Annotated in this window: 21 protein-coding genes; 10 read left to right on the top strand and 11 right to left on the bottom strand. The window is 64.8% G+C overall.

Going from position 1 to position 20,329, the window contains the following annotated elements; genetic code table 11:
* Nucleotides 1-109: 109 nt before the first annotated feature.
* Together FBY31_RS11320 and FBY31_RS11315 are read right to left on the bottom strand one after the other, a co-directional pair.
* The gene (locus FBY31_RS11320) at nt 110-910 is read right to left on the bottom strand and encodes a hydroxypyruvate isomerase family protein (protein ID WP_142040730.1); all 801 of its coding nucleotides are present in this window, start codon (nt 908-910) and stop codon (nt 110-112) included.
* Nucleotides 911-1,162: 252 nt separating this feature from the next.
* Complete coding sequence (locus FBY31_RS11315) at nt 1,163-1,660, bottom strand: hypothetical protein (protein ID WP_142040727.1); 498 nt, start codon at nt 1,658-1,660, stop codon at nt 1,163-1,165.
* Between the two features lie 451 nt (nt 1,661-2,111).
* On the opposite strand from FBY31_RS11315, the gene FBY31_RS11310 reads away from it, so the two are divergent.
* The 3 genes from FBY31_RS11310 (at nt 2,112) to FBY31_RS11300 (ending at nt 4,187) form a co-directional block, all read left to right on the top strand.
* Nucleotides 2,112-2,510, top strand: coding sequence for a cupin domain-containing protein (locus FBY31_RS11310; protein ID WP_142040724.1), 399 nt, complete (start codon nt 2,112-2,114; stop codon nt 2,508-2,510).
* A gap of 356 nt (nt 2,511-2,866) precedes the next feature.
* Nucleotides 2,867-3,166 (top strand): putative quinol monooxygenase, encoded by a 300-nt coding sequence (locus FBY31_RS11305; RefSeq protein WP_142040721.1) that lies wholly within the window; start codon nt 2,867-2,869, stop codon nt 3,164-3,166.
* A gap of 112 nt (nt 3,167-3,278) precedes the next feature.
* A complete protein-coding gene (locus tag FBY31_RS11300; protein ID WP_142040718.1) occupies nt 3,279-4,187 on the top strand; it encodes a Rieske 2Fe-2S domain-containing protein in 909 nt (302 codons plus the stop codon).
* A 20-nt stretch (nt 4,188-4,207) separates the two neighbouring features.
* Here the strand turns inward: FBY31_RS11300 and FBY31_RS11295 are convergent, their stop codons facing one another.
* The 5 genes from FBY31_RS11295 to FBY31_RS11275 form a co-directional block, all read right to left on the bottom strand.
* Complete coding sequence (locus tag FBY31_RS11295) at nt 4,208-5,827, bottom strand: HNH endonuclease signature motif containing protein (protein ID WP_142040715.1); 1,620 nt, start codon at nt 5,825-5,827, stop codon at nt 4,208-4,210.
* A gap of 213 nt (nt 5,828-6,040) precedes the next feature.
* Nucleotides 6,041-7,258, bottom strand: a complete 1,218-nt coding sequence (locus FBY31_RS11290; RefSeq protein ID WP_142040712.1) for an N-acetylglucosamine-6-phosphate deacetylase — start codon at nt 7,256-7,258, stop codon at nt 6,041-6,043.
* Nucleotides 7,258-8,010 carry a copper homeostasis protein CutC gene (locus FBY31_RS11285; protein ID WP_235013024.1) on the bottom strand — a complete coding sequence of 251 codons (753 nt, stop codon included), beginning with the start codon at nt 8,008-8,010 and terminating at the stop codon, nt 7,258-7,260. The genes FBY31_RS11290 and FBY31_RS11285 overlap by 1 nt, the downstream gene beginning before the upstream one ends.
* Nucleotides 8,011-8,012: 2 nt before the next feature.
* Nucleotides 8,013-8,792 (bottom strand): glucosamine-6-phosphate deaminase, encoded by a 780-nt coding sequence (gene nagB / locus FBY31_RS11280; RefSeq protein ID WP_142040706.1) that lies wholly within the window; start codon nt 8,790-8,792, stop codon nt 8,013-8,015.
* A gap of 58 nt (nt 8,793-8,850) precedes the next feature.
* Nucleotides 8,851-10,101 carry a PTS transporter subunit EIIC gene (locus FBY31_RS11275; protein ID WP_142040703.1) on the bottom strand — a complete coding sequence of 417 codons (1,251 nt, stop codon included), beginning with the start codon at nt 10,099-10,101 and terminating at the stop codon, nt 8,851-8,853.
* 232 nt (nt 10,102-10,333) lie between these two features.
* Between FBY31_RS11275 and FBY31_RS11270 the strand changes: the two genes are divergently transcribed.
* Both FBY31_RS11270 and FBY31_RS11265 read left to right on the top strand, forming a co-directional pair.
* Nucleotides 10,334-10,564, top strand: a complete 231-nt coding sequence (locus tag FBY31_RS11270) for a glucose PTS transporter subunit EIIB (RefSeq protein WP_050053469.1) — start codon at nt 10,334-10,336, stop codon at nt 10,562-10,564.
* Nucleotides 10,564-11,022, top strand: coding sequence for a PTS sugar transporter subunit IIA (locus FBY31_RS11265; RefSeq protein ID WP_142040700.1), 459 nt, complete (start codon nt 10,564-10,566; stop codon nt 11,020-11,022). The genes FBY31_RS11270 and FBY31_RS11265 overlap by 1 nt, the downstream gene beginning before the upstream one ends.
* Before the next feature lie 15 nt (nt 11,023-11,037).
* On the opposite strand, the gene FBY31_RS11260 is transcribed toward FBY31_RS11265, so the two are convergent.
* Nucleotides 11,038-11,796: a GntR family transcriptional regulator gene (locus FBY31_RS11260; protein ID WP_235013023.1), complete on the bottom strand. Its 759-nt coding sequence runs from the start codon at nt 11,794-11,796 to the stop codon at nt 11,038-11,040.
* A gap of 504 nt (nt 11,797-12,300) precedes the next feature.
* Between FBY31_RS11260 and FBY31_RS11255 the strand changes: the two genes are divergently transcribed.
* From FBY31_RS11255 to FBY31_RS11245, 3 genes are all read left to right on the top strand, one after another.
* Nucleotides 12,301-13,158 carry a hypothetical protein gene (locus FBY31_RS11255; RefSeq protein WP_235013022.1) on the top strand — a complete coding sequence of 286 codons (858 nt, stop codon included), beginning with the start codon at nt 12,301-12,303 and terminating at the stop codon, nt 13,156-13,158.
* Nucleotides 13,159-13,372: 214 nt separating this feature from the next.
* A complete protein-coding gene (locus FBY31_RS11250; protein ID WP_142040697.1) occupies nt 13,373-13,633 on the top strand; it encodes a hypothetical protein in 261 nt (86 codons plus the stop codon).
* A 1-nt stretch (nt 13,634) separates the two neighbouring features.
* Nucleotides 13,635-14,567 carry a threonine/serine dehydratase gene (locus tag FBY31_RS11245; protein WP_142040694.1) on the top strand — a complete coding sequence of 311 codons (933 nt, stop codon included), beginning with the start codon at nt 13,635-13,637 and terminating at the stop codon, nt 14,565-14,567.
* 42 nt (nt 14,568-14,609) lie between these two features.
* Here the strand turns inward: FBY31_RS11245 and FBY31_RS11240 are convergent, their stop codons facing one another.
* Nucleotides 14,610-14,948: a hypothetical protein gene (locus FBY31_RS11240; RefSeq protein WP_142040691.1), complete on the bottom strand. Its 339-nt coding sequence runs from the start codon at nt 14,946-14,948 to the stop codon at nt 14,610-14,612.
* A gap of 199 nt (nt 14,949-15,147) precedes the next feature.
* Between FBY31_RS11240 and FBY31_RS11235 the strand changes: the two genes are divergently transcribed.
* Entirely contained in the window at nt 15,148-16,086 is a 939-nt protein-coding gene (locus FBY31_RS11235; RefSeq protein WP_142040688.1) for a hypothetical protein, read from the top strand.
* 89 nt (nt 16,087-16,175) lie between these two features.
* Here FBY31_RS11235 and FBY31_RS11230 read toward each other — a convergent pair whose 3' ends face one another.
* Nucleotides 16,176-16,817, bottom strand: coding sequence for an NADPH-dependent F420 reductase (locus FBY31_RS11230; protein WP_142040685.1), 642 nt, complete (start codon nt 16,815-16,817; stop codon nt 16,176-16,178).
* Between the two features lie 366 nt (nt 16,818-17,183).
* Between FBY31_RS11230 and FBY31_RS11225 the strand changes: the two genes are divergently transcribed.
* Nucleotides 17,184-19,181: a rhamnogalacturonan lyase gene (locus tag FBY31_RS11225; RefSeq protein ID WP_142040682.1), complete on the top strand. Its 1,998-nt coding sequence runs from the start codon at nt 17,184-17,186 to the stop codon at nt 19,179-19,181.
* A 124-nt stretch (nt 19,182-19,305) separates the two neighbouring features.
* Here FBY31_RS11225 and FBY31_RS11220 read toward each other — a convergent pair whose 3' ends face one another.
* Nucleotides 19,306-20,229 (bottom strand): SRPBCC family protein, encoded by a 924-nt coding sequence (locus FBY31_RS11220; RefSeq protein ID WP_142040679.1) that lies wholly within the window; start codon nt 20,227-20,229, stop codon nt 19,306-19,308.
* Nucleotides 20,230-20,329 lie beyond the last annotated feature (100 nt).

Raw genomic sequence — 20,329 nt, 5'->3', positions numbered from 1 at the left:
TGTGGTGTGGCGGTGGTTGAGGCTGTCAGGATTTCGCTCCCCACCCGCCCCCTCGCCTCGCAAGCTGGCCAGGGAACCCGGCGGGCGTGGGCCCAGGCTCAATCACCGGTTACTGGGAGACGTGCTGGCGGATGGCCCAGCTGAAGGCCTTTTCCTGCGGTTCCTTGTACTCGAGGCCGATGTAGCCCTCGTAGCCGAGCTCGCGGCTGCGGGCGATCCATTCGCCAAGCGGAAGGGTGCCGGTGCCAGGAGCGCCGCGGCCGGGGTTGTCGGCGATCTGGATGTGGCCGAAGTCTTTGGCGTGGTTTTCGATGACGGAATCGACGTCGTCGCCGTTGACGGAGAGGTGGTAGAAGTCCGCGAGGAGCTTGATATTTCCGACGCCGGCCTCCGCCTTCACTCGGGCGATGACTTTGAGTGCGTCATCAGCCGTGAGGAGCGGGTACTTGGGTGCGCCGCTGACGGGCTCGAGGAGGACGATACCGCCGATCCTTGCCACGCCTTCTGCCGCCGCGGCAACGTTCCTGACTGCGAGTTCGTCCTGCTCCTCAGGGGTGACGCCGTCCTGCCGGTTGCCGTAGAGGGCATTGAAGGCCTTGCAGCCCAGGTGCTCGCCGATGCCGGTGACAACCTCGATGTTGTCCTTGAACTCGGATTCGCGTCCCGTCCAGGACACCAGGCCGCGGTCGCCGCCGGGCATGTTGCCGGCATTGAAGTTCAGGCCCGTGAGCTGTACGCCGGCATCCTTGATGGCGTTTTCAAATTCGGTTACCTGTGCGTCGGTGGGGACGGAGCTTTCGAAGGGCCACCAGAATTCCACGGCGTCAAAGCCGGCTGCCTTGGCTGCGGCGGGGCGCTCGAGCAGGGGCAGCTCCGTGAGGAGGATGGAGCAGTTCACTGTGTACGTCATCGTAGGTCCTTCCGAGGAGGGCTTTGATCTATCTTCCCTTGCTTCCCGGTTTTCTTACCGTTTCCGCTTTGTGGAATTTAGATTCTGCTTTATGAGAAGTCTAGGGAAGGAGGGCGGGGCGCGTCAAGGGGCTGGCGCGGCCTGGAGCGCCTACTGGGGCAAAGCTGCCGGGGTCCATGAATCGCTGCAGAGGAAGGAGCCAGGGGCTTATGGCCCCTGGCTCCTGGCAGCATCGGTTTTTTGCTGAACCGACTAGTGGACGTTCACGTCCCTCAATACTTCGCTCTTTTCCCAGTCGGACCAGCCAGACAGGTCGCCATTCCTGTTTTCAACCGCGAACGAAACCTTGTGATAGACCTCTTCGCTGTCGCGGTGATCCAGGTTCTGTCGGACATGGTCAAGGCTGTCTATGATTTTGTAGTGGTCGTCACGGTCTAGATGGCGCACGAAGTAGTCGTCGCCCAGGCGAGTATCGCGGCCGCGGTCAGCCTCGTACCGTATCTGCCTGATATGGACGGTCCGTTTCCCGTCTTCACATTTCACTTTGATACTAAAGTTCACCCAGTTGCCTCGTTCGTCCGTTGGCTTCAGGGGCTTGACGGTACAGCCTCTAATTGAGTCGTCGTCATCGTGGGCTTGGGCCGGGGCAGCCAATGCCGCGGAACCCACGAACAGGCCCAGCGAGAGAGCCGGAATCAGGGCGATCTTTGCCCGGGTTGTACGGCTTTTCATGGTTGGAGTGATGGACATTGCTTTTTGCTCCTATAAGGACGCGATTCACCATTTTTTGGGCGCGATTCCGCAATATTGGGTAGAGCAAAGACGCGACTGACAGTTGCAGTTGATCAGTGTGGCGGCCGCAGCCTGCAGTCCCATTCTTCAATCAGCACGCCCCGGTTGAGCGGGGGCCTGACGTTGCCGGATTCAGTCTGGTGTGGGATCCGATAGTTCAATCCTGCGCCTGCGCTTCGCCCCGCGCTAGGGCCAGGGCTACCTATTACCGGCGGGTTTTCCCATTGACTTCAAGGGCGGTAAGGCTAGGGTTAGAGATACGCTGGCACTGCCCGGTGAACGCGTGTCCGCCGGGGACAAAGGCGTAGACGGCTACAGGTCTCGCTTATACTTCACCGCTCGTCGGTATCCGAACCCACCGTCTGGTTCGAGCCAGGCGTCCTCATCACGATCAACAGGCTGTGTCCACATGAGCGCAAATTTCATCAGAGCGTTGGCAGTGAAGTCATTTGATGATCCCGATAGGAAGCGTTGCCCGGACAAGGCGGAATTCGACCTTGTCACTGTTGATGACTACTCGGTGGCGCGGCTTATCCTCGCGCCCGGCTGGCGGTGGTCCGTCTCTGCGAAGCCCGATGAGCTGACCGCCTTCTGCGAGCACCACCACCTCGGCTACTGCATCTCCGGGCAACTTGAGGTTGAAACGGTCGACGGCGTGAGGTCCACCATCCGCGCCAACGATACCTACGCGCTTCCTCCCGGCCACGATGAGTGGGTGATGGGGGAGGAGCCGTTCGTCGGCGTCGAGTTCCTCGGTGCCGCCTCCTTCGGCAGGCCCCGCAGCTTCGGGATGCACGCGTTGATCTGAGTTATTCCTGCTTGCGATGGCGAGCGGGATGAGCCGTCCTGCCTGTCGGCCGGGCCCAGGGTGGCTGCCATGATATGCCGTCCCCGTAGCTGGCCTTCACATCGTCTGGGCCCCGGCGCGAGGCAGGGTGATGGAGCGCGACAAAGTGCCGTAGCGCTTGGAACGGCATCGTCCTTGCCCTTGTGCTCCGACTTCTTCTTGTGCCGGACTGTAATCCGCAGTTGGGCTGGGGGCGACGCGGATTCCGCTCTATGAAGTACCCGAACGCTGGTGTGCATCACGACCAAGGGGACCTTTCCCGCTGCAGTCGTGCGGTAGCTTCCCCATCCTGTCGCCCCATCCTGCACACTGTCCCCATGACCTTTGCGAATGTGGGAACTCTCGGAACCAAGCCCGGCCAGCGCGACGCCGTCGCGTCCATCCTTCTTCGGCCCATGCCGGGGCTGAAGGAAGCCGGGTGCCTGCTGTACGAGGTTGGCGTGAATGACGAGGCGCCGGACAGGGTGTTCGTGTGTGAACTGTGGGAATCGCCCCAAGCGCACCGGGCGTCGCTGCAGCTGGACAGCGTCCGGGCAGCCATTGCCGAGGCGATGCCACTGCTTTCCGATGAAATGGGCGGCACCCAGTTCACGGTTCTGGGGTCCCCGCTTCGCTGACCTGCGCTTCTGCCAAGCGGTTTGTGTCCTGTCCACCCCTGTGCCTTCTGGTCCCCAGCAGCTAGGCTGACCGGCATCGACTGCACACCGACCAACGGGGTAAGGGAGTCACATGAGACCGCTGCCTGCACTTGAGCTTGTTGCCCGACTGGAAGATGCCGATTGGCTGGATCCCTTGGCCAAGAAGGTCCGGAAGATCGTCAAACGCACTGTTCGGCCTCAGTGGGCCCGGGACATCCTGCACGGAGTGCCCATCGGGCACCCGGTTCATCCGCTGGCCGTCCAGGTTCCGCTGGGTTCCTGGCTTTCGGCGGCAGTCCTGGACGCGCTCCCCGGCAACGACAGGGCGGCCAGTGTCCTGATCGGCGTGGGAAGCGCGTCCGCCGTGCCTGCTGCGGTGGCCGGTTTTATGGATTGGTCGCAGCTGCACAGCCAGCAGCAGAGAGTGGGGCTGGTCCATGCAACCGCCAACATCACCGCCGTCAGCCTCTACACAGCGTCGCTGGTGGTGCGCGCGCAGGGGCAGCAGGGTGCGGGCAAGGTGCTCGCCTATCTGGGCCTGGGGGTAGTCAGTTTTGGCGGCTTCCTGGGCGGCCACCTCAGCTACCGGCAGGCCGCCGGCGTAAACCATAGCGAGGATATTCCGCACCGCTTCCCGAGCGGATGGCAGTCCCTCGCACCCTTGGAGGACCTGCCCGACGGGAAGCTCCACCAGCGAGTAGTCGCCGGAATTCCGCTGCTCGTGTTCCGGGAAGCGGAAACAGTTAACGTGCTATCCGACGTCTGCAGCCACCTCTCCGGACCGCTGCACGAGGGAAAGCTCAAGGGCGGCAGTGCGGTGGGTGCGGTGGACGGGTCGGCTGGTAATGACGAACCGTGCGTCGTGTGCCCGTGGCACGGCAGCACTTTCTCCCTGCGGACGGGCGAGGTGCAGGCCGGGCCCGCCACGTCCAGGCAGCCACGGTTCGAAACCCGAGTCACCGCCGGGCTCGTGGAAGTGAACCTTCCCGGCGCCGACTGAGCGTTTCGGCCGCTGCTGCCTCAGCCGGTCAACAAGTCCATAAGGGCGTGTTCTAAGAGGCTCTGTTCCGCGGGCAGGAAGCTGGGCGTTTCAGCGGGCTGGAACTTGGGCGTTTCGGCGGGTAGGAGTCCGGGCGGCCATTGTGGTGGTTCCCTGTCGGGTTGTTCGCTTTTGTAGTGTCGGCCCGTGGGTGAGGTCCAGCCGGGTGGTTCGTTGTGGGTGGCTGGGGTGGGTGTCCAGCCGGTGGCGTGTTTGAGGCGATGGTGCTTGGGGCAGAGTTGGGCAAGGTTGCTGATTCCGGTGGTTCCGCCATGTTGCCAGGCGGTGAGGTGGTCGGTGTCGTTGTCGAGGGAGGGGTTGTTGCAGCCGGGGAAGGTGCATTTTCCGTCTCTGAGGCGGATGGCTTGTTTCATGGCTTTGGTGAGCCGGTAGTGGGTGCGCCCGATTTCCAGTGGTGCCCCGTCCCGGGGGTCGACGAGCACCCGGTGGAAGGAGCTGGCCCCGTCCGTGACGAGTTTGCGTGCCATGGAGGCGGGGATCGGGCCGAAACCGTCCAGCAGAGCGGGTTCATCCGTGAGGCCCAGCAGCGCGAACACCGGGACCGTGACCAGGACGTCCACCTTTGGTGCAGGGACCTGTCCGACGCCCGCAACGTTCCCGTCTGCAGGGTCGCGTTCTGCGATGGCCTCTTTTGCAACGTCACCACTTCCAGTGTCCCCTTCTGCAGTGTTCCGTTCTGCGATGCCCCTGTTTGCAGTGTCCCTTCCCGCAGTGCCCGCTTCTGCAAGATCATCGTTGCGGGCGCTGCCCGTAATAGGAGCGTTGAGCAGTAGGCCGGCGGCGATGTCGGGGCGTAATTGTGTCATTGTCCGGGGCTCTTCGGGGCCTTGGAGGCCGCGGGCGAGGGCGGTGGTGCGGTTCCAGATAGCGCAAGCGGTGTCGCCGGGCATGTACAGCGAGACCCATCCCATGCCGTCCCGGTCCGGGGTGTACTCCATCCGCCGGTCCGCGGCACTCTTGGCGTGGCGTTTTTCCAGGGTTTCGGGGTGGTGGCGTTCGCGCCAGCCACGCACCCTGGTGCGGAACCGTGCGGGCACCAGGTCACCGGCGAAGGCTCCCCGGGCCGGGTTGGGCGCGTCCGGATCCAGGAAATGCGCGACCAGGGCGGCGGCGCCGGCTGGGGCAAGCCCCTCGGTTTCGTCGGCGATGATCCTGGCGTGCATCCAGGAGATGGTCCCGGCGGACAAGGCCTCCATGGCCGGCGGCAGGGAACACAATTGGCGGGACTGGCTGACGAGCGCTCCCGCTGCGGCGGAGCTGATGGTCAGGACACCCGCGATTTCCTCAACCGCGGACATCTCGGCATAGGTCCGCTCGTGCAATGGTGCTTCCGGCGGGGTCATGGCGAGCTGGATTTCAACGGCCTCGGCCACGTCCTGGGCCTTGAGCGCAGAAACCTGGGCATCCAGCCGCGACAGCAGCTCAATCCTTTCCAGCCGGATCTCATACTGGCGTTCCAGCACATCCACCCCTGCGTCGGCACCGGCCAGAGAAACATCCTCGAGGAACAACGCATTCACGCCGGCAACAGAGGCATGAATGCCCTCCATCACTGCTGCCGTGCCCGCGCCGTTTCCCATACCAACATCCTCCATCGAGGCACTGACAATTTGAGTAGGAGCGGCTGAAGGGCGCATCGGAGCAGCCGGTGCGGCAGCAAACAGCGTTGCCGCACTTACCGCCTTGCCACCAATTCCCTTGTCCGGTCCCATACCAACATCATCGCTGGGGGGGTCTGACAATTTTGTGTGGGGTGCATGGTGCCTGGTGCGAAATACAGATGGGGGCAAGGGCTAGTCAGGCAGCTGCGGCTCAGTCACCCACTCGCCCCGCCGCAAGACCCCGGCCAGATTCAGTTCGGTGTCGACGACGACGACGTCGGCCGGCATCCCTGCGACCAGATCACCCGCCTGCCGCGACAGTCCCAGGACCGCCGCCGGGACTGCGGTCGCTGACGTGACGGCGTCCTGCATCGGGACGCCGGCTGCAACCGTGGACCGGACAACGTCCAGCAACGTCGACGTTCCGCCGGCGATGGCACCAGTGTTGTCCACCCGGGCTACACTTCCGTCAACTGTCACTGCCAGAGTGCCGAGCCGGTAATGGCCATCCGCCAGGCCCGTCGCGGCCATGGAGTCCGTGACCAGTGCGATGTTGTCCGGGCCCACCAGTTCGAAGACTGTCTTGACCGTTTCCGGGGCGAGGTGGACGCCGTCGGCGATCAGTTCCACCACGGCATTGCCGGCGCGCGCTGCGCTGAGGCAGGCGGACACGGGACCCGGGGCTCGGTGGTGCATGATGGGCATGGCATTGAAGAGGTGGGTGGCCGTAGGCCTCCGCCCCTTGACCGAATCCTCACCGTTGAATGCTTCCGCAAGCCCGACGGCGGCCCGCTCCAGGAAGGCAGCCGCGCCGGAGTGATCAGCTGCGGTGTGCCCAAGCGAAGGCAGCACGCCGCGGTGAGTGAGCAAGTCCACCAGTTCGGATGCACCCGGCAGTTCGGCGGCCAGAGTCATGGAAGCCAGAGTGGACCCCGCCGCTTCGAAGAGTTCGCCCATGAGGCGGGCATCCGGTTCCAGCAGCAGCGCGGGGTCGTGCGCGCCGCACTGTTGGCCGGAGAGGAAGGGGCCTTCAAGATGTGAGCCGGCAACCATCCCCTCCTCCGCCACCGAACGCAGCACCTTGAGGTTCCGGACGAGGTCCGCCGGCGCTCCGGTGACCAGGCTGGCCAGCAGCGTGGTGGTGCCCCGGCTGTGCAGGTAGCGGGCAGCAGCCCGGGCGCCCTCCAAAGAACCTTGGGCGAAGTCCGAGCCATGGGCGCCGTGGCAGTGGAGGTCCACCAGGCCCGGCAACAGAATGCGCCCGGGCTCTGGGGCATCACCGGGGCTGCCAGGGAATTCCGACGCCGGCCCTGCATAGGTGATTCGGCCGCCCGCCACCGCGATGAGCCCGTCGTCGATGTCCATGCTTGCGGACACGATCCGGCCCCGAAGTATGAATTCCTCGCCCATCATGCGGCCTTTCGCAGAGCCGCTGCCATGCCGGCAGCGAGTGAGGGGTCCGCGGCACGTGCCCTGGACCCGCTGGAAGGATCCAGTCCCCGTGCCGACGTGTGAACGGCATGGACGCCGCTGCGGACCAATTCTGGCAGCAGTTCCAGGCGCACTCCGCCGCCGGCCATGATCTGTACCGACGGCGCGTGGTTCCGTCCCAGCTCCACCAGCCGCGCCAGCATGGGGAGTCCAGCCGTGCAATCGGGGCTTCCGCCGCTGGTCAGCACGCGGTTAACGCCGGCCCGCTCCAGCCTGGCCAAAGCATCAGCAGGATCGACGCCCGCCGCGAGGGCGGCGTCGAACGCCCGGTGGAACGTTACTTCAACAGCGGGATGACGACGGCGGGCCACCTCGGAAAGTCGCTGAAGCGCCGGAACGTCCGGTCCGCCGTCGGCCGCTAAAACCCCCACCACGATGCCCGCCGCCCCTGCGTCCAATGCCGCCTCCACGTCACGCTCCACCACCTCAAGCTCTTCAGCCGTGTAGGTGAAGCTACCGGGGCGCGGGCGGACCAGAACGTGGATGGGCAGGCCCACCCGGCACGCCTGCTCCACCGTGCCGATGCTCGGTGTGATCCCGTCCGTTTCGGCGAGGGCGGCGCACAGTTCCACCCGGGCAGCGCCGACAGAGGCTGCAAGCCGTACGCCCTCGGCACTCTCCACCGCCAGCTCGAGCTGCGGCTGCGCCACGTCGCTTCGAATCCCTGCCACCCTCAGAGCCCTTGCCAGGCGGGCTTCCGCCCGAACGTGTCCTGGTAGTACTCCCGGTGCGCGAGCCTGGACGCCGCAGCCTCGTCCACGAGAACCGTGACGTGCGGATGCAGCTGGAGCGCTGAGGCGGGGCAGACGGCCGCAACCGGGCCCTCAACCGCCGCCGCAATAGCCTCTGCCTTGGCCTCACCCATGGCCAGCAGGAGAACGTGCCGCGCCTCCCGGATGGTGCCCAGGCCCTGCGTCAGGACATGGTCGGGAACACTCGCGGAATCTTCAAAGAAGCGGGCGTTGTCCTGGCGGGTCTGCTGGGTCAGCGTCTTGATCCGGGTCCGGGAAGCCAGCGAGGACATGGGCTCGTTGAAGCCCACGTGGCCGTCGGTGCCGATTCCCAGGATCTGGATATCCACTCCACCGGCGGCTGCAATAGCCGCCTCGTACCGCCCGGTCTCTGCTTCGAGGTCCTCGGCCACGCCGTCCAGCCCATGCACTGCCCCCGCCGCGAAGTCCACACTGTCCACGAATTCCTCCCGGATCACCCAGTGGTAGGACTGCGGATGCCCGCTTGGCAGGCCCACGTACTCATCGAGGAGGAAGGCCTGTGCCCCCGCAAAGCTAAGCCCGTCATTGCGGTGCCGCCCTATGAGTTCCTGGTAGGTGCCAAGGGGCGTTGACCCGGTGGCGAGGCCAAGGACTGACGGGCCACTGCGGACCTGCTGCTCGATGGCGTCCGCTGCCGTGCGGGCCACGTCTGCAGGGGTGGGGAGGATGACGATTTCCATGGGTGAAGGCGCTTTCGGTTGCGGTGTTCTGTGTACGGGGCAGGCAGGTGCTGGGTTCCTACTTCGCGGCTTCGGTCTCCACGGTGACCTCGTCGTCCTCCCGGCCAGGGGTGCGCAGGTTCCAGCGCTTGATCACGAAGGAGAAGAGGAAGTAGTAGACCACGGCGTAGCCCAGGCCGATGGGGATGAGCAGCCAGCCGTTCTGCGATTTCCCGAAGTTGAGGATGAAGTCGATCAGGCCTGCGGAGAACGTGAACCCGTGATGGATGCCCAGCGCGTTGACCAGTGCCATGGAGGTTCCGGTCAGGGCGGCGTGGACGATGTAGAGCGGGAAAGCCACGAACATAAAGGAATACTCAAGCGGTTCAGTGATGCCGGTGAAGAACGCGGTCAGGGCTGTGGAGAGCATGATGCCGCCCACGATTTTCTTCTGCGAGGGCTTGGCGTGGCGCCAGATGGCAAGCGCTGCTGCCGGCAGGCCGAACATCATGATGGGGAAGAAGCCGGTCATGAAGATGCCCGCGCTGGGGTCGCCGGCGAAGAAGCGGCTGAGGTCACCGCGGACCAGGTGGCCCGAGGCGTCGGTGTAGTCGCCGATGAGGAACCAGACGCCGGAGTTCAGGATGTGGTGCAGTCCGGCGGGGATCAGCATGCGGTTGGCGAAGCCATAGATGCCGCCGCCGGCTACGGCGTTACTGGCCACGGCCTGGCCCACTGCAGAGAGGCCGGCGTTGAACAGCGGGTAGGCCAGGGCAAGGACGACGCCGGCCGCCAGGCTGGCGACGGAGGTCAGGATGGGCACCAGGCGGCGGCCGCTGAAGAAGCCCAGGAAGTCCGGCAGTTTGGTGCGGTAGAACCGCTGCCACAGCGTGGCGGACAGCAGGCCCACTACGATGCCGGCGAGGACGCCGTAGTTGATCATCGCCGGCTTGCCGACGGGGTCAACCTGTCCGGCCAGTACCAGCGGGGACATGGCCTTGAAGACGCCGTCGATCACCATGTAGCCCACCACAGCGGCCAGTGCGGTTGACCCGTCGGCCTTTTTGGCCCAGCCGATGGCAATGCCAACTGCGAAGATGAGCGGCAGCCAGGTGAAGACGGCACTGCCGGCTGCGGAGATGACGGCGGCGCCGCCTTCGAATCCAGGTATGGCGCCGAGCAGGTCGGCCTGGCCGATGCGCAGGAGGATGCCTGCGGCGGGAAGAACAGCGATGGGCAGCATCAGGGTGCGGCCCAGGCGCTGCAGGGTGGCAAACGCCTTGTTTGGCTTCTTCTCGGGAGCCAAGGCGGCGGTCTCGGATGTTGACATGGTTGCACCTCTGCGGGTTCGGATGGGGCTTGTAAAGGAGGGGTTCCAGCCGGTACTGTCTGGTTATGACCAGCTCAGTGTGATCCATCCCACGAGTGCCTGTCAAGGCAATTGCAAATGCTGCCGGACTATCCAAATGGCCGGCGGTGGAAGCCATAATTGGTCGCACTTGGGCCGCCGGCCCCGGTGAGGAAGCAGTGCTCGCCAGCGGGCACCGTCAGAAAGGGCAACCATGTCCAAAGCAGAAAAGATCATTGAAGGCCTGGGCGGAGCCGGCAACATCGTGGAGATTGAAGCCTGCATCACTCGCCTCCGCACTGAGGTCAAAGACGGTTCCCTGGTGAACGAAGCCTCCCTGAAAGCCGCCGGAGCCCACGGCGTACTGGCGTCCGGCACGGCCGTCCAGGTCATCGTTGGTCCCGAGGCCGACACCCTGGCCGAAGACATCGAGGACCTCCTCTAGTGGCGCAGTCCCTCGTGGTCCTCGCACCCATGTCCGGTACCGTGGTTCCCCTCGCCGAGGTCCCGGACCCTGTTTTCGCCGGCCAGATGGTGGGTTCCGGCGCCGCGGTGGAACCCCCGGCAGGCGAGATGTTCGACGTCGTGTCCCCGGTGGCGGGGAAGGTGATTAAGCTCCTGCCGCACGCCTTTGTGGTGGTGGAGGGGTCAGGGCGCGGCGTCCTGACGCACGTGGGCATCGATACGGTCAAGCTCAAGGGCGAAGGCTTCAAGCTGCTCATCGCCCAAGGCGACACGGTCGACGCCGGTGCCCCCGTGATGCGCGTGGATCCCGCCGCCGCGCTGGCTGCCGGTTACTCAATGGTGAGTCCCGTCGTCGTCCTCGACACCAAGCCGGACACCGCGACCCTGGTTGGAGCCGGCACTGTCGCCGCAGGTGAGGAACTGTTCTCGCTGGACTAGCGAGGGGAGCCGCTCCTAGAGCCGGACTTCCATGTTCAGGGAGTAGCGGTCGGAGCGGTACCAGGAGCGCGAATGCTCGATGGCCAGGTGGCCTGAATAGGAAACGCGGTCGAACGCGAGCACCGGCGCTCCTGTTCCGGTGCCGAGGAGCGCCCCGACGTCTGCCGGGGCGCCCTCGGACTTGACGCTCTGCCGGGCGCGGTCAATCTGGTGCCCGAACTGTGCCGCCAGGGCCTTGTAAACCGACCCTGTCAGGTCGATATCCAGCAGGCCGGGTGCATGCTCGGGGTTGTACCAGGCATCATCAACACTGACCGGCCGTCCGTCCGCCAGCCGGAGGCGCTTGAGGTGGATGGCCTCCGAACCCGGAGCCAGGCTGAGCGCCTCGGCTGTATCGTCCGGGGCCGCGGCGGCCTCCGCCACCAGCACCACGGTGCTGGGAACGTGCCCCATCGACTCCATCTCCTGGGTAAAGGAGGCCAGGTGCAGGGTGGACTGCACGGGGGAGTCCGCCACGAACGTGCCCTTGGCCGGAACCCGTACCAGGTGCCCCTCGTTGACCAGCCGTCCAATCGCGGCACGCACGGTGATGCGGCTGACGCCGTAGGAGTCCATGAGGGTGCGCTCGCTGGGGAGCCGAGCGCCGGGCTCCAGATCCTCCTTGGCCAGCTTGAGGATGATCAGGCGCAGTTGCTCATGCTTGGGGACCTGGGTGTTGTTGATGGTCGCGCTCGCCGTCGGAGCGCTGCTCCCTGATGGTGCTGTGGCTGGCACGAAAGGCCCCTTCGATCCGTGGAGCGGTCCGGTGAGGACCACTGATTCGAATTATTTCACACGGGCCGGTCCGGCAAGCGGCAGGTCAAGCCACGAGCTCCGCTTCCTGGGCTATGGAACGCCTGGCCACCCGCCTCCGCAGGCAAGGTGCCCCTGCGCACCACCGCCCTCGGGCAGGTCCTGCGGGCCTGCTCCGCTCCCGACGCGCTGGAGGAGTTGCTCGCGCAGCCTGCCGGGATTCCCGGATGTGGAGGCCCCCGCCCATGAATTGGTTCCTTGGTGCGCGCCGCAGCCCGCGCCATCTCCCGCAGCCTGGGCCATCAGGCGACGGCAAGCGGGGCGTGGCGGCATCCCTCCCGTGAGGCGGGAGCCCGGCCGGCCTGATATCGCTGCCTGGATTAGGGAAAAGTAAAAAGTCAGGCTTAGTTATTTCCCAAGCCCCGGACATAGCCTTAAGCTGGAAACGCTAAGCATGCTTTCTAGTTTCAAAAGGGGTTGTACCTGATGCGAAAAGTTCCTGCGCTTGGAGTGATGGCGGCGGCAATGATTGCCCTGGCGGGCTGCACGGGCGGCGGCGGGGGCACGGCAACTCCCTCTGCTACGGCCGCGCCCACCTCCGAAACGGCGCAAGCCAAGGTCTACACCGAGGATGAGCTCCGCGGGATCATCTCCGGAATGAAGGATGACGACGGCAACGAACTGAAGCTCTACTCCAAGGAACAGGTGGACCAGGGAGGCAACCTCGCTAACCTGCTCCTGAGCACGGCAACTGTGGACCCGTCGGACTGCAAGGACATTGCCACGGCGGGACTGCTGGACAAGGTGGAAAGCGGCGAAGTCGCTGTCGCGCTTTCCGAGGGCGACCAGCCGCGCACCCTGTCCGCGCAGTCGGGCAGTGACGGGCCGGACGCCGTCGAGCTCCTCAACAGGATCAGCGGCAAGATGGGCCAGTGCGACAAGTTCTCCGTGACCGCGCTGGGCCAGACGTATGAGGTCAACAGCGAGGAGCTTCAGGCTGACACGGACGCCGAAAAGACCTTCGCCACCCTCAGCACACGCAGCGGCGAAAACCAGCAGAAGCTGATGCAGGTCTCCGCAGCCGAAGGCAGGCTGCTGGTGGTGGCCACCAAGAGCGGCGCCAACCTGGGGGACCCTGACCAGAAGGAGCTCGAGGACCTGGTCAATGACGTGCTGAAGCAGGCCGAGAGCGGCACCGGAACTTCCAGTCCCACGTCCGCCAGCACCTCCGGCTCCACGAGCACATCTCCAGCGAACCGGTCGGCGTCGCCTGCCGCCACCCCAACGGCGACCGAGACTGAGGACAGCGAGATGTCGTCGGCAACACCGACCCCTTCGCGTTAGCTCCTGAGGCAGCAGAAACGCGGGCAGCAGAAAGGCGGGCGGGACCTGATGGTCCTGCCCGCTTTTCTGACCGGTTTGCCGTTATTCGGCAGGGTGCTGCCGGTCCGCGGCTAAACAAATCGATTGCGACCGTGGTAACCGTAGGCTGGAGTCCTGGCCCGGGCACATGCCCGCGGCAGAGTACGACCGGTATCCATTGAAAGGCAGGACCCCAATGACCACATCCAATGAAGAGCCTCGGAACACCGCCGATCTTCGCGGCCCGGGTGACCCCGACGAAGCCAAGCAGGCGGCGCAGGCGCCGCAGAGCGGCCAGCATCCGGAGCTCCCGGGCGCCAGCAACATCCGCGAGGAGCAGCAGGCCCACGCGGCCGGAACCGTGCCGGCGTCCTACACCGGAAGTGGTGAGCCGCCGCAGGAGCACAAGCCTGAGGAAGCCATTGATGAGCCGGGAACGTGGGACGACGAAGTCTGACATGATTACCCGTGCCGATGTTGATGACGCGGCCCAACGCATTGCCGGGCTTACCCGGCTGACGCCGATGCTAAAAGCGGACGCGGACGCATTCCCCGGTGAAGTGTGGTTCAAGTGCGAGTTCATGCAGCACACCGGCACTTTCAAGGCCCGCGGCGCACTGAACCGCATCCTGGCCAGCAAAGAGCGCGGTGAGCTGGACTCCACCTCGGGTGTGGTGGTTGCTTCGGGCGGCAACGCCGGTTTGGCCAACGCATACGCGGCAGCCCAACTGGGCGTGCCGGCCACGGTGTTCGTACCTGCTGCCGCTCCGGCCGTGAAGGTTCGAAAGCTCGAGGCGATCGGTGCCACCGTGATTCAGGGCGGGGCTGAATATGCCGAGGCGTACCAGGCCGCAGTGGAATATGCCCAACGTACCGGAGCTGTTTACTGCCACGCCTATGATCAACCTGAGATCGCAGCCGGTGCCGGGACGGTGGGTACGGAACTGCTGGAGCAGATCGCCGGCGTGGACACCGTGCTGGTGGCGGTGGGCGGCGGTGGACTGATGGCTGGGATCGCGGCCGCGGTAGAAGGCCATGCCCGGGTGGTGGGTGTGGAGCCCGACAACGCGCCGACGCTTCATGCCGCCCTGGCCGCGAAGGAACCCGTTGATGTCGCAGTATCGGGCGTCGCGGCAGACTCCCTGGGAGCCCGCCGCATCGGCGACATCGGCTTCTCCGTCGCGGTCCGCACCGGCGTCGAAAGCGTCCTGGTGTCCGACGACCACATCATCGCCGCACGCGCGCTCCTGTGGAACGACTACCGGCTGGTGGTGGAACATGGCGCCGCTGCGGCGTTCGCTGCCCTCACCTCGGGCGCCTTCGTGCCAACAGCGGGGGAGCGCGTGGCCGTCATTCTCTGCGGAGCGAACACGGACCCGGCCACCTTGTAGGCAGCCGGGTCCGGTCAGCAGAAAACGGCACGCGAATGAAGGCTAGCTGCAGAACTTGCTGTAGGTGCTGCCGGCTTCCTGGTAACCGGCCTGCAGTTCTGCGAGCTTGCCTTCGTCCGGCGTTTCCTTGGCCTGCTCATCCGTGTATTCAAGGATGGACTCGAGGGCGGGCTTGAGGTCATCGGACGCAACCTCGTGAATGGGGCGGATCTGGTTGGCGAGGCGGTTCATGCCCGTCTTGCCTGCGTTGTTGGCCGGGTTGGATACCACGCTCTGGATCCGCTCGCACGTTTCGGCGGTGGTGAGCTGGTTCGAGGCGGTGCATGCCGTGGCGGAGACTACGAGTCCGGCGGCGATCAAGGCTGTGGCGAGTTTCTTCATGGGTCCCTCAGTAGTTGATTGAGGTTTTGATTGTAAGCAGAACCCCGAGGCGAATGCCGTTCCGGGTGCGATGCCCCCTCCTCTATGAAGGGGGCCTCAGGCTCTGGCGGGGCTTCCTGCAGCTACTTAAACTGGCAGCACCATGGTGCGGAGCTGCCGCAGTTTGGCCCCGCGCATTAATCCACATCTAGGAAGCATCATGCGCCAAGCAGTGCAATGCCGTACAGCCGTCGGATTCATCGCTCTTCTGACCTTGTTCTTACCCTCAGCACTGCCGGCAGCGGCCTCGTCGACTTCCAATGACGACGACATCATTGTCCTCCAGGGCGCCACCTCCGCCGAGGGCATCGCGGCGGGAGAAGGGAAGACCTTCTATGCCGGGGACCTGATGACCGGCGATATCTTCCGCGGCGACATCCGGGAGGACAAGGCCAAGCGTTTCATCGACGCGCCGGAAGGCCGGATGGCTGTCGGAATGAAGGCGGATGTCAGCAATGATCTGCTTTTTGTGGCGGGCGGTGCCACGGGCAAGGCCTACGTCTACAACACCGACACCCGCAAGCCGGTGAAGGAATACCGCCTGGCCCCCGGCTTCATCAATGACGTGACCCTTACCGACGACGGCGCCTGGTTTACCAATTCCGCTGCTGCCGAGCTGTACTTTGTCCCCGTGGGCAGCCACGGGAAGCTGGGAGAAGCCAAAGACGTCAAGACCCTGAAAGTCTACGGGAGGGCAGCCAAACCCTTGCAACCGGGCGAGTTCGGATTCAACGGGATCGCAGTAGCCGAAGACGGAGACACGCTCATTGTCGCCCACACACAGCAACAGGCCCTCTTTGCCGTGGACCCCGAAACAGGAAAGAGCGACAAAATCAAAGGCCGGGACCTGGAGTTTGTGGACGGGATCCTGGTAAAAGGCCACACGCTATGGGCGGTCCAGAACATCTCCAACCGGATCAGCCGGCTCAAGCTTTCCGATGACCTGTCCAGGTTCACGGTTGAGGACGTGATCAAGAGCGGGCGCTTCGACGTCCCGACGACGGTGGCCAGGTTTGGGAACACCCTCGCCGCGGTCAACGCGAAGTTCGGCAAGCAGGCACCCCAATATGAAGTGGTCCTGGTCCCGGCGCGTGACTAGTTAGGGCCAAACTGGCTGGCAGGTAGCGTCGTCAAAATACCGTTTCGCGACGTCAGCTGCCAGCCGGTTTCTTGCGTTCGGGGTAAGGGTTAGACGGTCCTTGGCGCCTTGGCCAGGTTGTCCTTCAGCTCCTGGGCGTTCTGCCGCACCACGTAGGCCGGGCGATCGCGCTCCACGCGCCAGCTCTCCTCGAGGTCGCCGATGTTTATGGTGTCGAAGCCGAATTCGTCGTACAGGCGGGTGACCAGTTCCGCCGCTTCCGGGTAGTCGCTTGCTGTTGCCAGGGCGCGCCGGTTTTCGGTCCCGGAGGGGGTTCCGTCAGTGGCGATCTGGGAGGCCATGATGTGGTTGAAGCCCTTGGCCACCTTCGAATCAGGCAGGTGCTCCTGGAGCAACCCCGAGGTGGTGGCCTCGCCATTGTCCAGCGCCGGGATGCGCCCGTCACGTTCCCAGTAGTAGTTGTTGGTGTCGATCACGATCTTGCCGGCCAGCGGCTCCACCGGGACGTCCCTGTAGTTCTTGAGCGGCACAGTGACGACGGCGAAATCGCCGGCCTTGGCCGCTTGCGCAGCCGTGGCCGCCCGCGCGTTCGGGCCCAGTTCCGCAACAAGGCCCGCCAACGTTTCCGGACCGCGGGAGTTGCTGATGACCACGTCGTAGCCCAACTCCACCGCCTTCCGGGCAATTGCGCTTCCAATGTGTCCTGCACCGATGATTCCGATTGTTGTCATATCGGCCCCAACAGCCGCGCCTCCGCAGATATTTCAGGTGGATTCCGGGAATAAAGGCTGCTCGAAAAATGTACGACGGCGTCCTGCCGCCTACGTGCGTGGCGGCAGGGCGCCCTCGTGGTTCCGTCAGCCGGTGAACTCCCGTTTTACCAATAACGAAACGCAATAGAACAAATACGCCCACTTTGTAACGGAAAATCCTTGACCCGAACATCAGCACGCTGATAAACCTAAAGGGCAGAAAGCGTTTTCCCTCCTGCTTCACACCGTCCGAACCCCCAGAAAGGTTCGATTGCGACGAGGAGTGAAACGTTCCAACTGTCGGACGGCGGACTCAGCTGCCGACGCATCAAAGGAGATGTTCTTTTGGTTTATCACTCGAAATGTTCCCCCTCATCCCGGGCCGGCCGTGCCTGGAAAGCGGCTCCCTTCGCCGCAGCAGCATCACTGACGGCCGCCGCACTCGCTTTTACCGGCGTCCCACTGGCGCAGGCAGAACCCGGAACCACACCCGGGCAGTCCGGCGTAGAGCTCAAGCGCCAGGTGGAGAACCTGGACCGAGCCCCGGTGGCAGTGCTGACGGACCAGGGCGTTACCCTGGGCTGGCGCATGCTTGGCCTGGACAAGGACAGCGTTGGCTTCCATGTGATCCGCGACGGCGTCCAGCTCACAGAAGAGCCCATCCGCCAGACCACCACATACGTTGACCCGGAGGGCACTGCGGCGTCGAAGTACGTTATCCAAACGGTGGGCAACGGCAACGGCCAGGACAAGCTCAGTTCCGAGTTCACGCCGCTGGCCCAGAATTACCTGGCCATCAAGCTGGACAAGCCGGCCGACGGCGTCACCCCAACCGGGCAGGCCTACAGCTACACGGCCAATGACTCAAGCGTCGCGGACCTGGACGGCGACGGCACCTACGAAATCATCCAGCTGTGGAACCCCACCAACGCACAGGACAACTCGAAGTCCGGCTACACCGGCAACGTGTACGTGGACGCCTACAAGATGGACGGCACCAAGCTGTGGCGCATCGACTTGGGCCGCAACATCCGGGCCGGAGCCCACTACACCCAGATCCTCGCCTACGACTTCGACGGCGACGGCAAGGCCGAGGTGTCCATGAAGACGGCGGACGGCACCACGGACGGGGCAGGGACCGTGATCGGCGACCCGGCGGCGGACCACCGGACCAACGCCGGCTATGTCCTGTCCGGGCCGGAATTCCTCACCGTGTTCAGCGGCGCCACCGGCACCATCATGGACACGGTGCCCTACGAGCCGGCTCGCGGTTCCGTAGCGGCCTGGGGCGATAGCTACGGCAACCGCGTGGACCGCTTCCTCGCCGGCGTCGCCTACCTCGACGGCGAACACCCCTCCATGATGTTCAGCCGCGGCTACTACACCCGCACCGTCCTGGTGACCTACGACCTGGTAAACGGCAAGCTGGTGAAACGCTGGTCCTTCGACTCAGACATCACCGGTGCCGAATACAAGGGCCAGGGCAACCACAACCTCTCCGTGGCTGACGTGGACCAGGACGGTAAGGACGAGTTCGTCTTTGGTTCGATGACCATCGACGACGACGGCAGGCCGCTCTACAACACGAAGCTGGGCCACGGCGACGCCATCCACACCAGCGACTGGGATCCGTCCCGCCCGGGCCTGGAGACCTTCGCCGTGCACGAGAGCATGAGCCAGAGCGGCAATCGCGGCGCCACTTTCCGGGACGCTGCTACCGGTGAAATCCTCTGGAGCATTCCCGCCACCCGGGATACCGGCCGCGGCGCTGCCGGGGACATCGACCCGCGCCATTCCGGTGCTGAAGGTTGGGCTGTTGGCGGGGATGCCGCCTGGAACTCCCCGGTGGGATACCTGATGTCCGCCAAGGGGGAACGGATTGCCGAGAAGATCCCGGCCGCCAACTTCCTGGCCTGGTGGGACGGCGACCTTCTCCGGGAAATTGTTGACCACGACTTCGACGCTGCAGCCGGTGTAGGTGTGCCCACCATCTCGAAGTGGAACTGGGAAACCGAAGCCAGCGACAGGCTCCTGACCGCCACCGGTGCAAAGACCAACAACGGCACCAAGGGCAACCCGTCGGTCCAGGCGGACCTGCTGGGTGACTGGCGCGAGGAACTGGCCTTCCCGTCGTCGGACAGCACTGAGCTGCGGATCTACACGAGCACCTCGCCCACCGAGGTCCGGCTCCGCACGCTGATGCACGATCCCATGTACCGCACTGGCGTTGCCCGCGAGGCCGTCGCCTACAACCAGCCGCCGCACCCGAGCTTCTTCATCGGCGAGGGCATGGAAACCCCCGCAGCGCCGGCTGTCTTCTACGCCGGCGCGGACCAGCAGTAACACCAGGCAGCAACGGCAAAGCGCCGCCCGCCTCGGGGGAGAGGCGGGCGGCGCTTTGCTTTCCTGCGAACGTCTGACGCGGAACGTCCGACGCCGGAACGTTCCTCAGGCGGTCAGGTTCCGGTCAGTGCTGGCCGAGGTTGCCGCCAACGGGCGGCAGGCCGCCGTCGGGCCGCCGTTCGTTTTCGCGGCGTTCGCCGGCGCTCAGGTTCTCGCCCTCCAGCGTCTCGTCCGACTCGCCGGTGGTGTCCACCAGGCCGTTCGTCTGGTCAAAAGCATGTCCGATCCGGTCATCGCCCAGGTCAGCCACCGAACCGGTGGACCCGGCTGCCGCCGTCGTTCCGGCCGTGGTGGTGTCTGTGGTGGTGTCCGTCGTCAGCGGCGTGACGGTGACGGGCTCACCGGGAACCACCGGAGTTATCGTCTCATCAGCACCCTCCGCTGTTTCCTTCTTGCCCCCGGCCATGGCCGCCGCTGCACCCGCGGCCGCGGCAACGCCCAGCCCAGCCGCCACCTTGCCGGATACGCCGGCCTTGCCCGAGTCGCCGCGCGATCCTGCCGCATCCTCGACTCCCGGCGTGCCGGCAGGGGCCCCGGAGCTGACGCTGCCGCGCCAAGCGCCACTGGCGTAGCCCTCAGCCTCGATGAATTCCTTGAACCGCTTGAGGTCTGCCTCAGCCTGGCGGTCCACCACGTGGAGCTTGTCGCCCACCTTTTCGATGAGTCCTTCGGGCTCGTAGTCGAGCGTCAGCTGGATGGAGGTCTGGCCTCCCCCGATGTCCTCGAACTCGACGGCACCGGCGTTGGTGGCGCCTTCCGTGGCCGCCCAAGCGACCTTGCGGTCCGGGATCTGCTCCAGAATCCTGGCTTCCCACTGCCTGCGGACGCCGCCGATCTCGGCTACCCACTGCAGCCGGTCATCACTGAGCTGCGTAACGCTCTTGACGCCGCCCATGAAGTGCGGAAATTCCTCGAACTGGGTCCACTGGTTGTAAGCGGTGCTTACCGGTACGTTCACCAGAATGCGTTTTTCCACCTTCGTGCTCATAACGTCTCCTTCGCTTTGTTACCGGAAGCTGATGAGTCGGTAAAAATCATCAGCATGCTTACCAACATACCTTTTGGGCGGGCGGGTTTCCAGAGCCGGA

Source organism: Arthrobacter sp. SLBN-100 (genome assembly GCF_006715305.1).
In the GTDB taxonomy this organism is placed as follows: domain Bacteria; phylum Actinomycetota; class Actinomycetes; order Actinomycetales; family Micrococcaceae; genus Arthrobacter.
The sequence above is the reverse complement of the archived record's forward strand: the minus strand, read 5'-3'. Positions and strand labels throughout refer to the sequence as shown.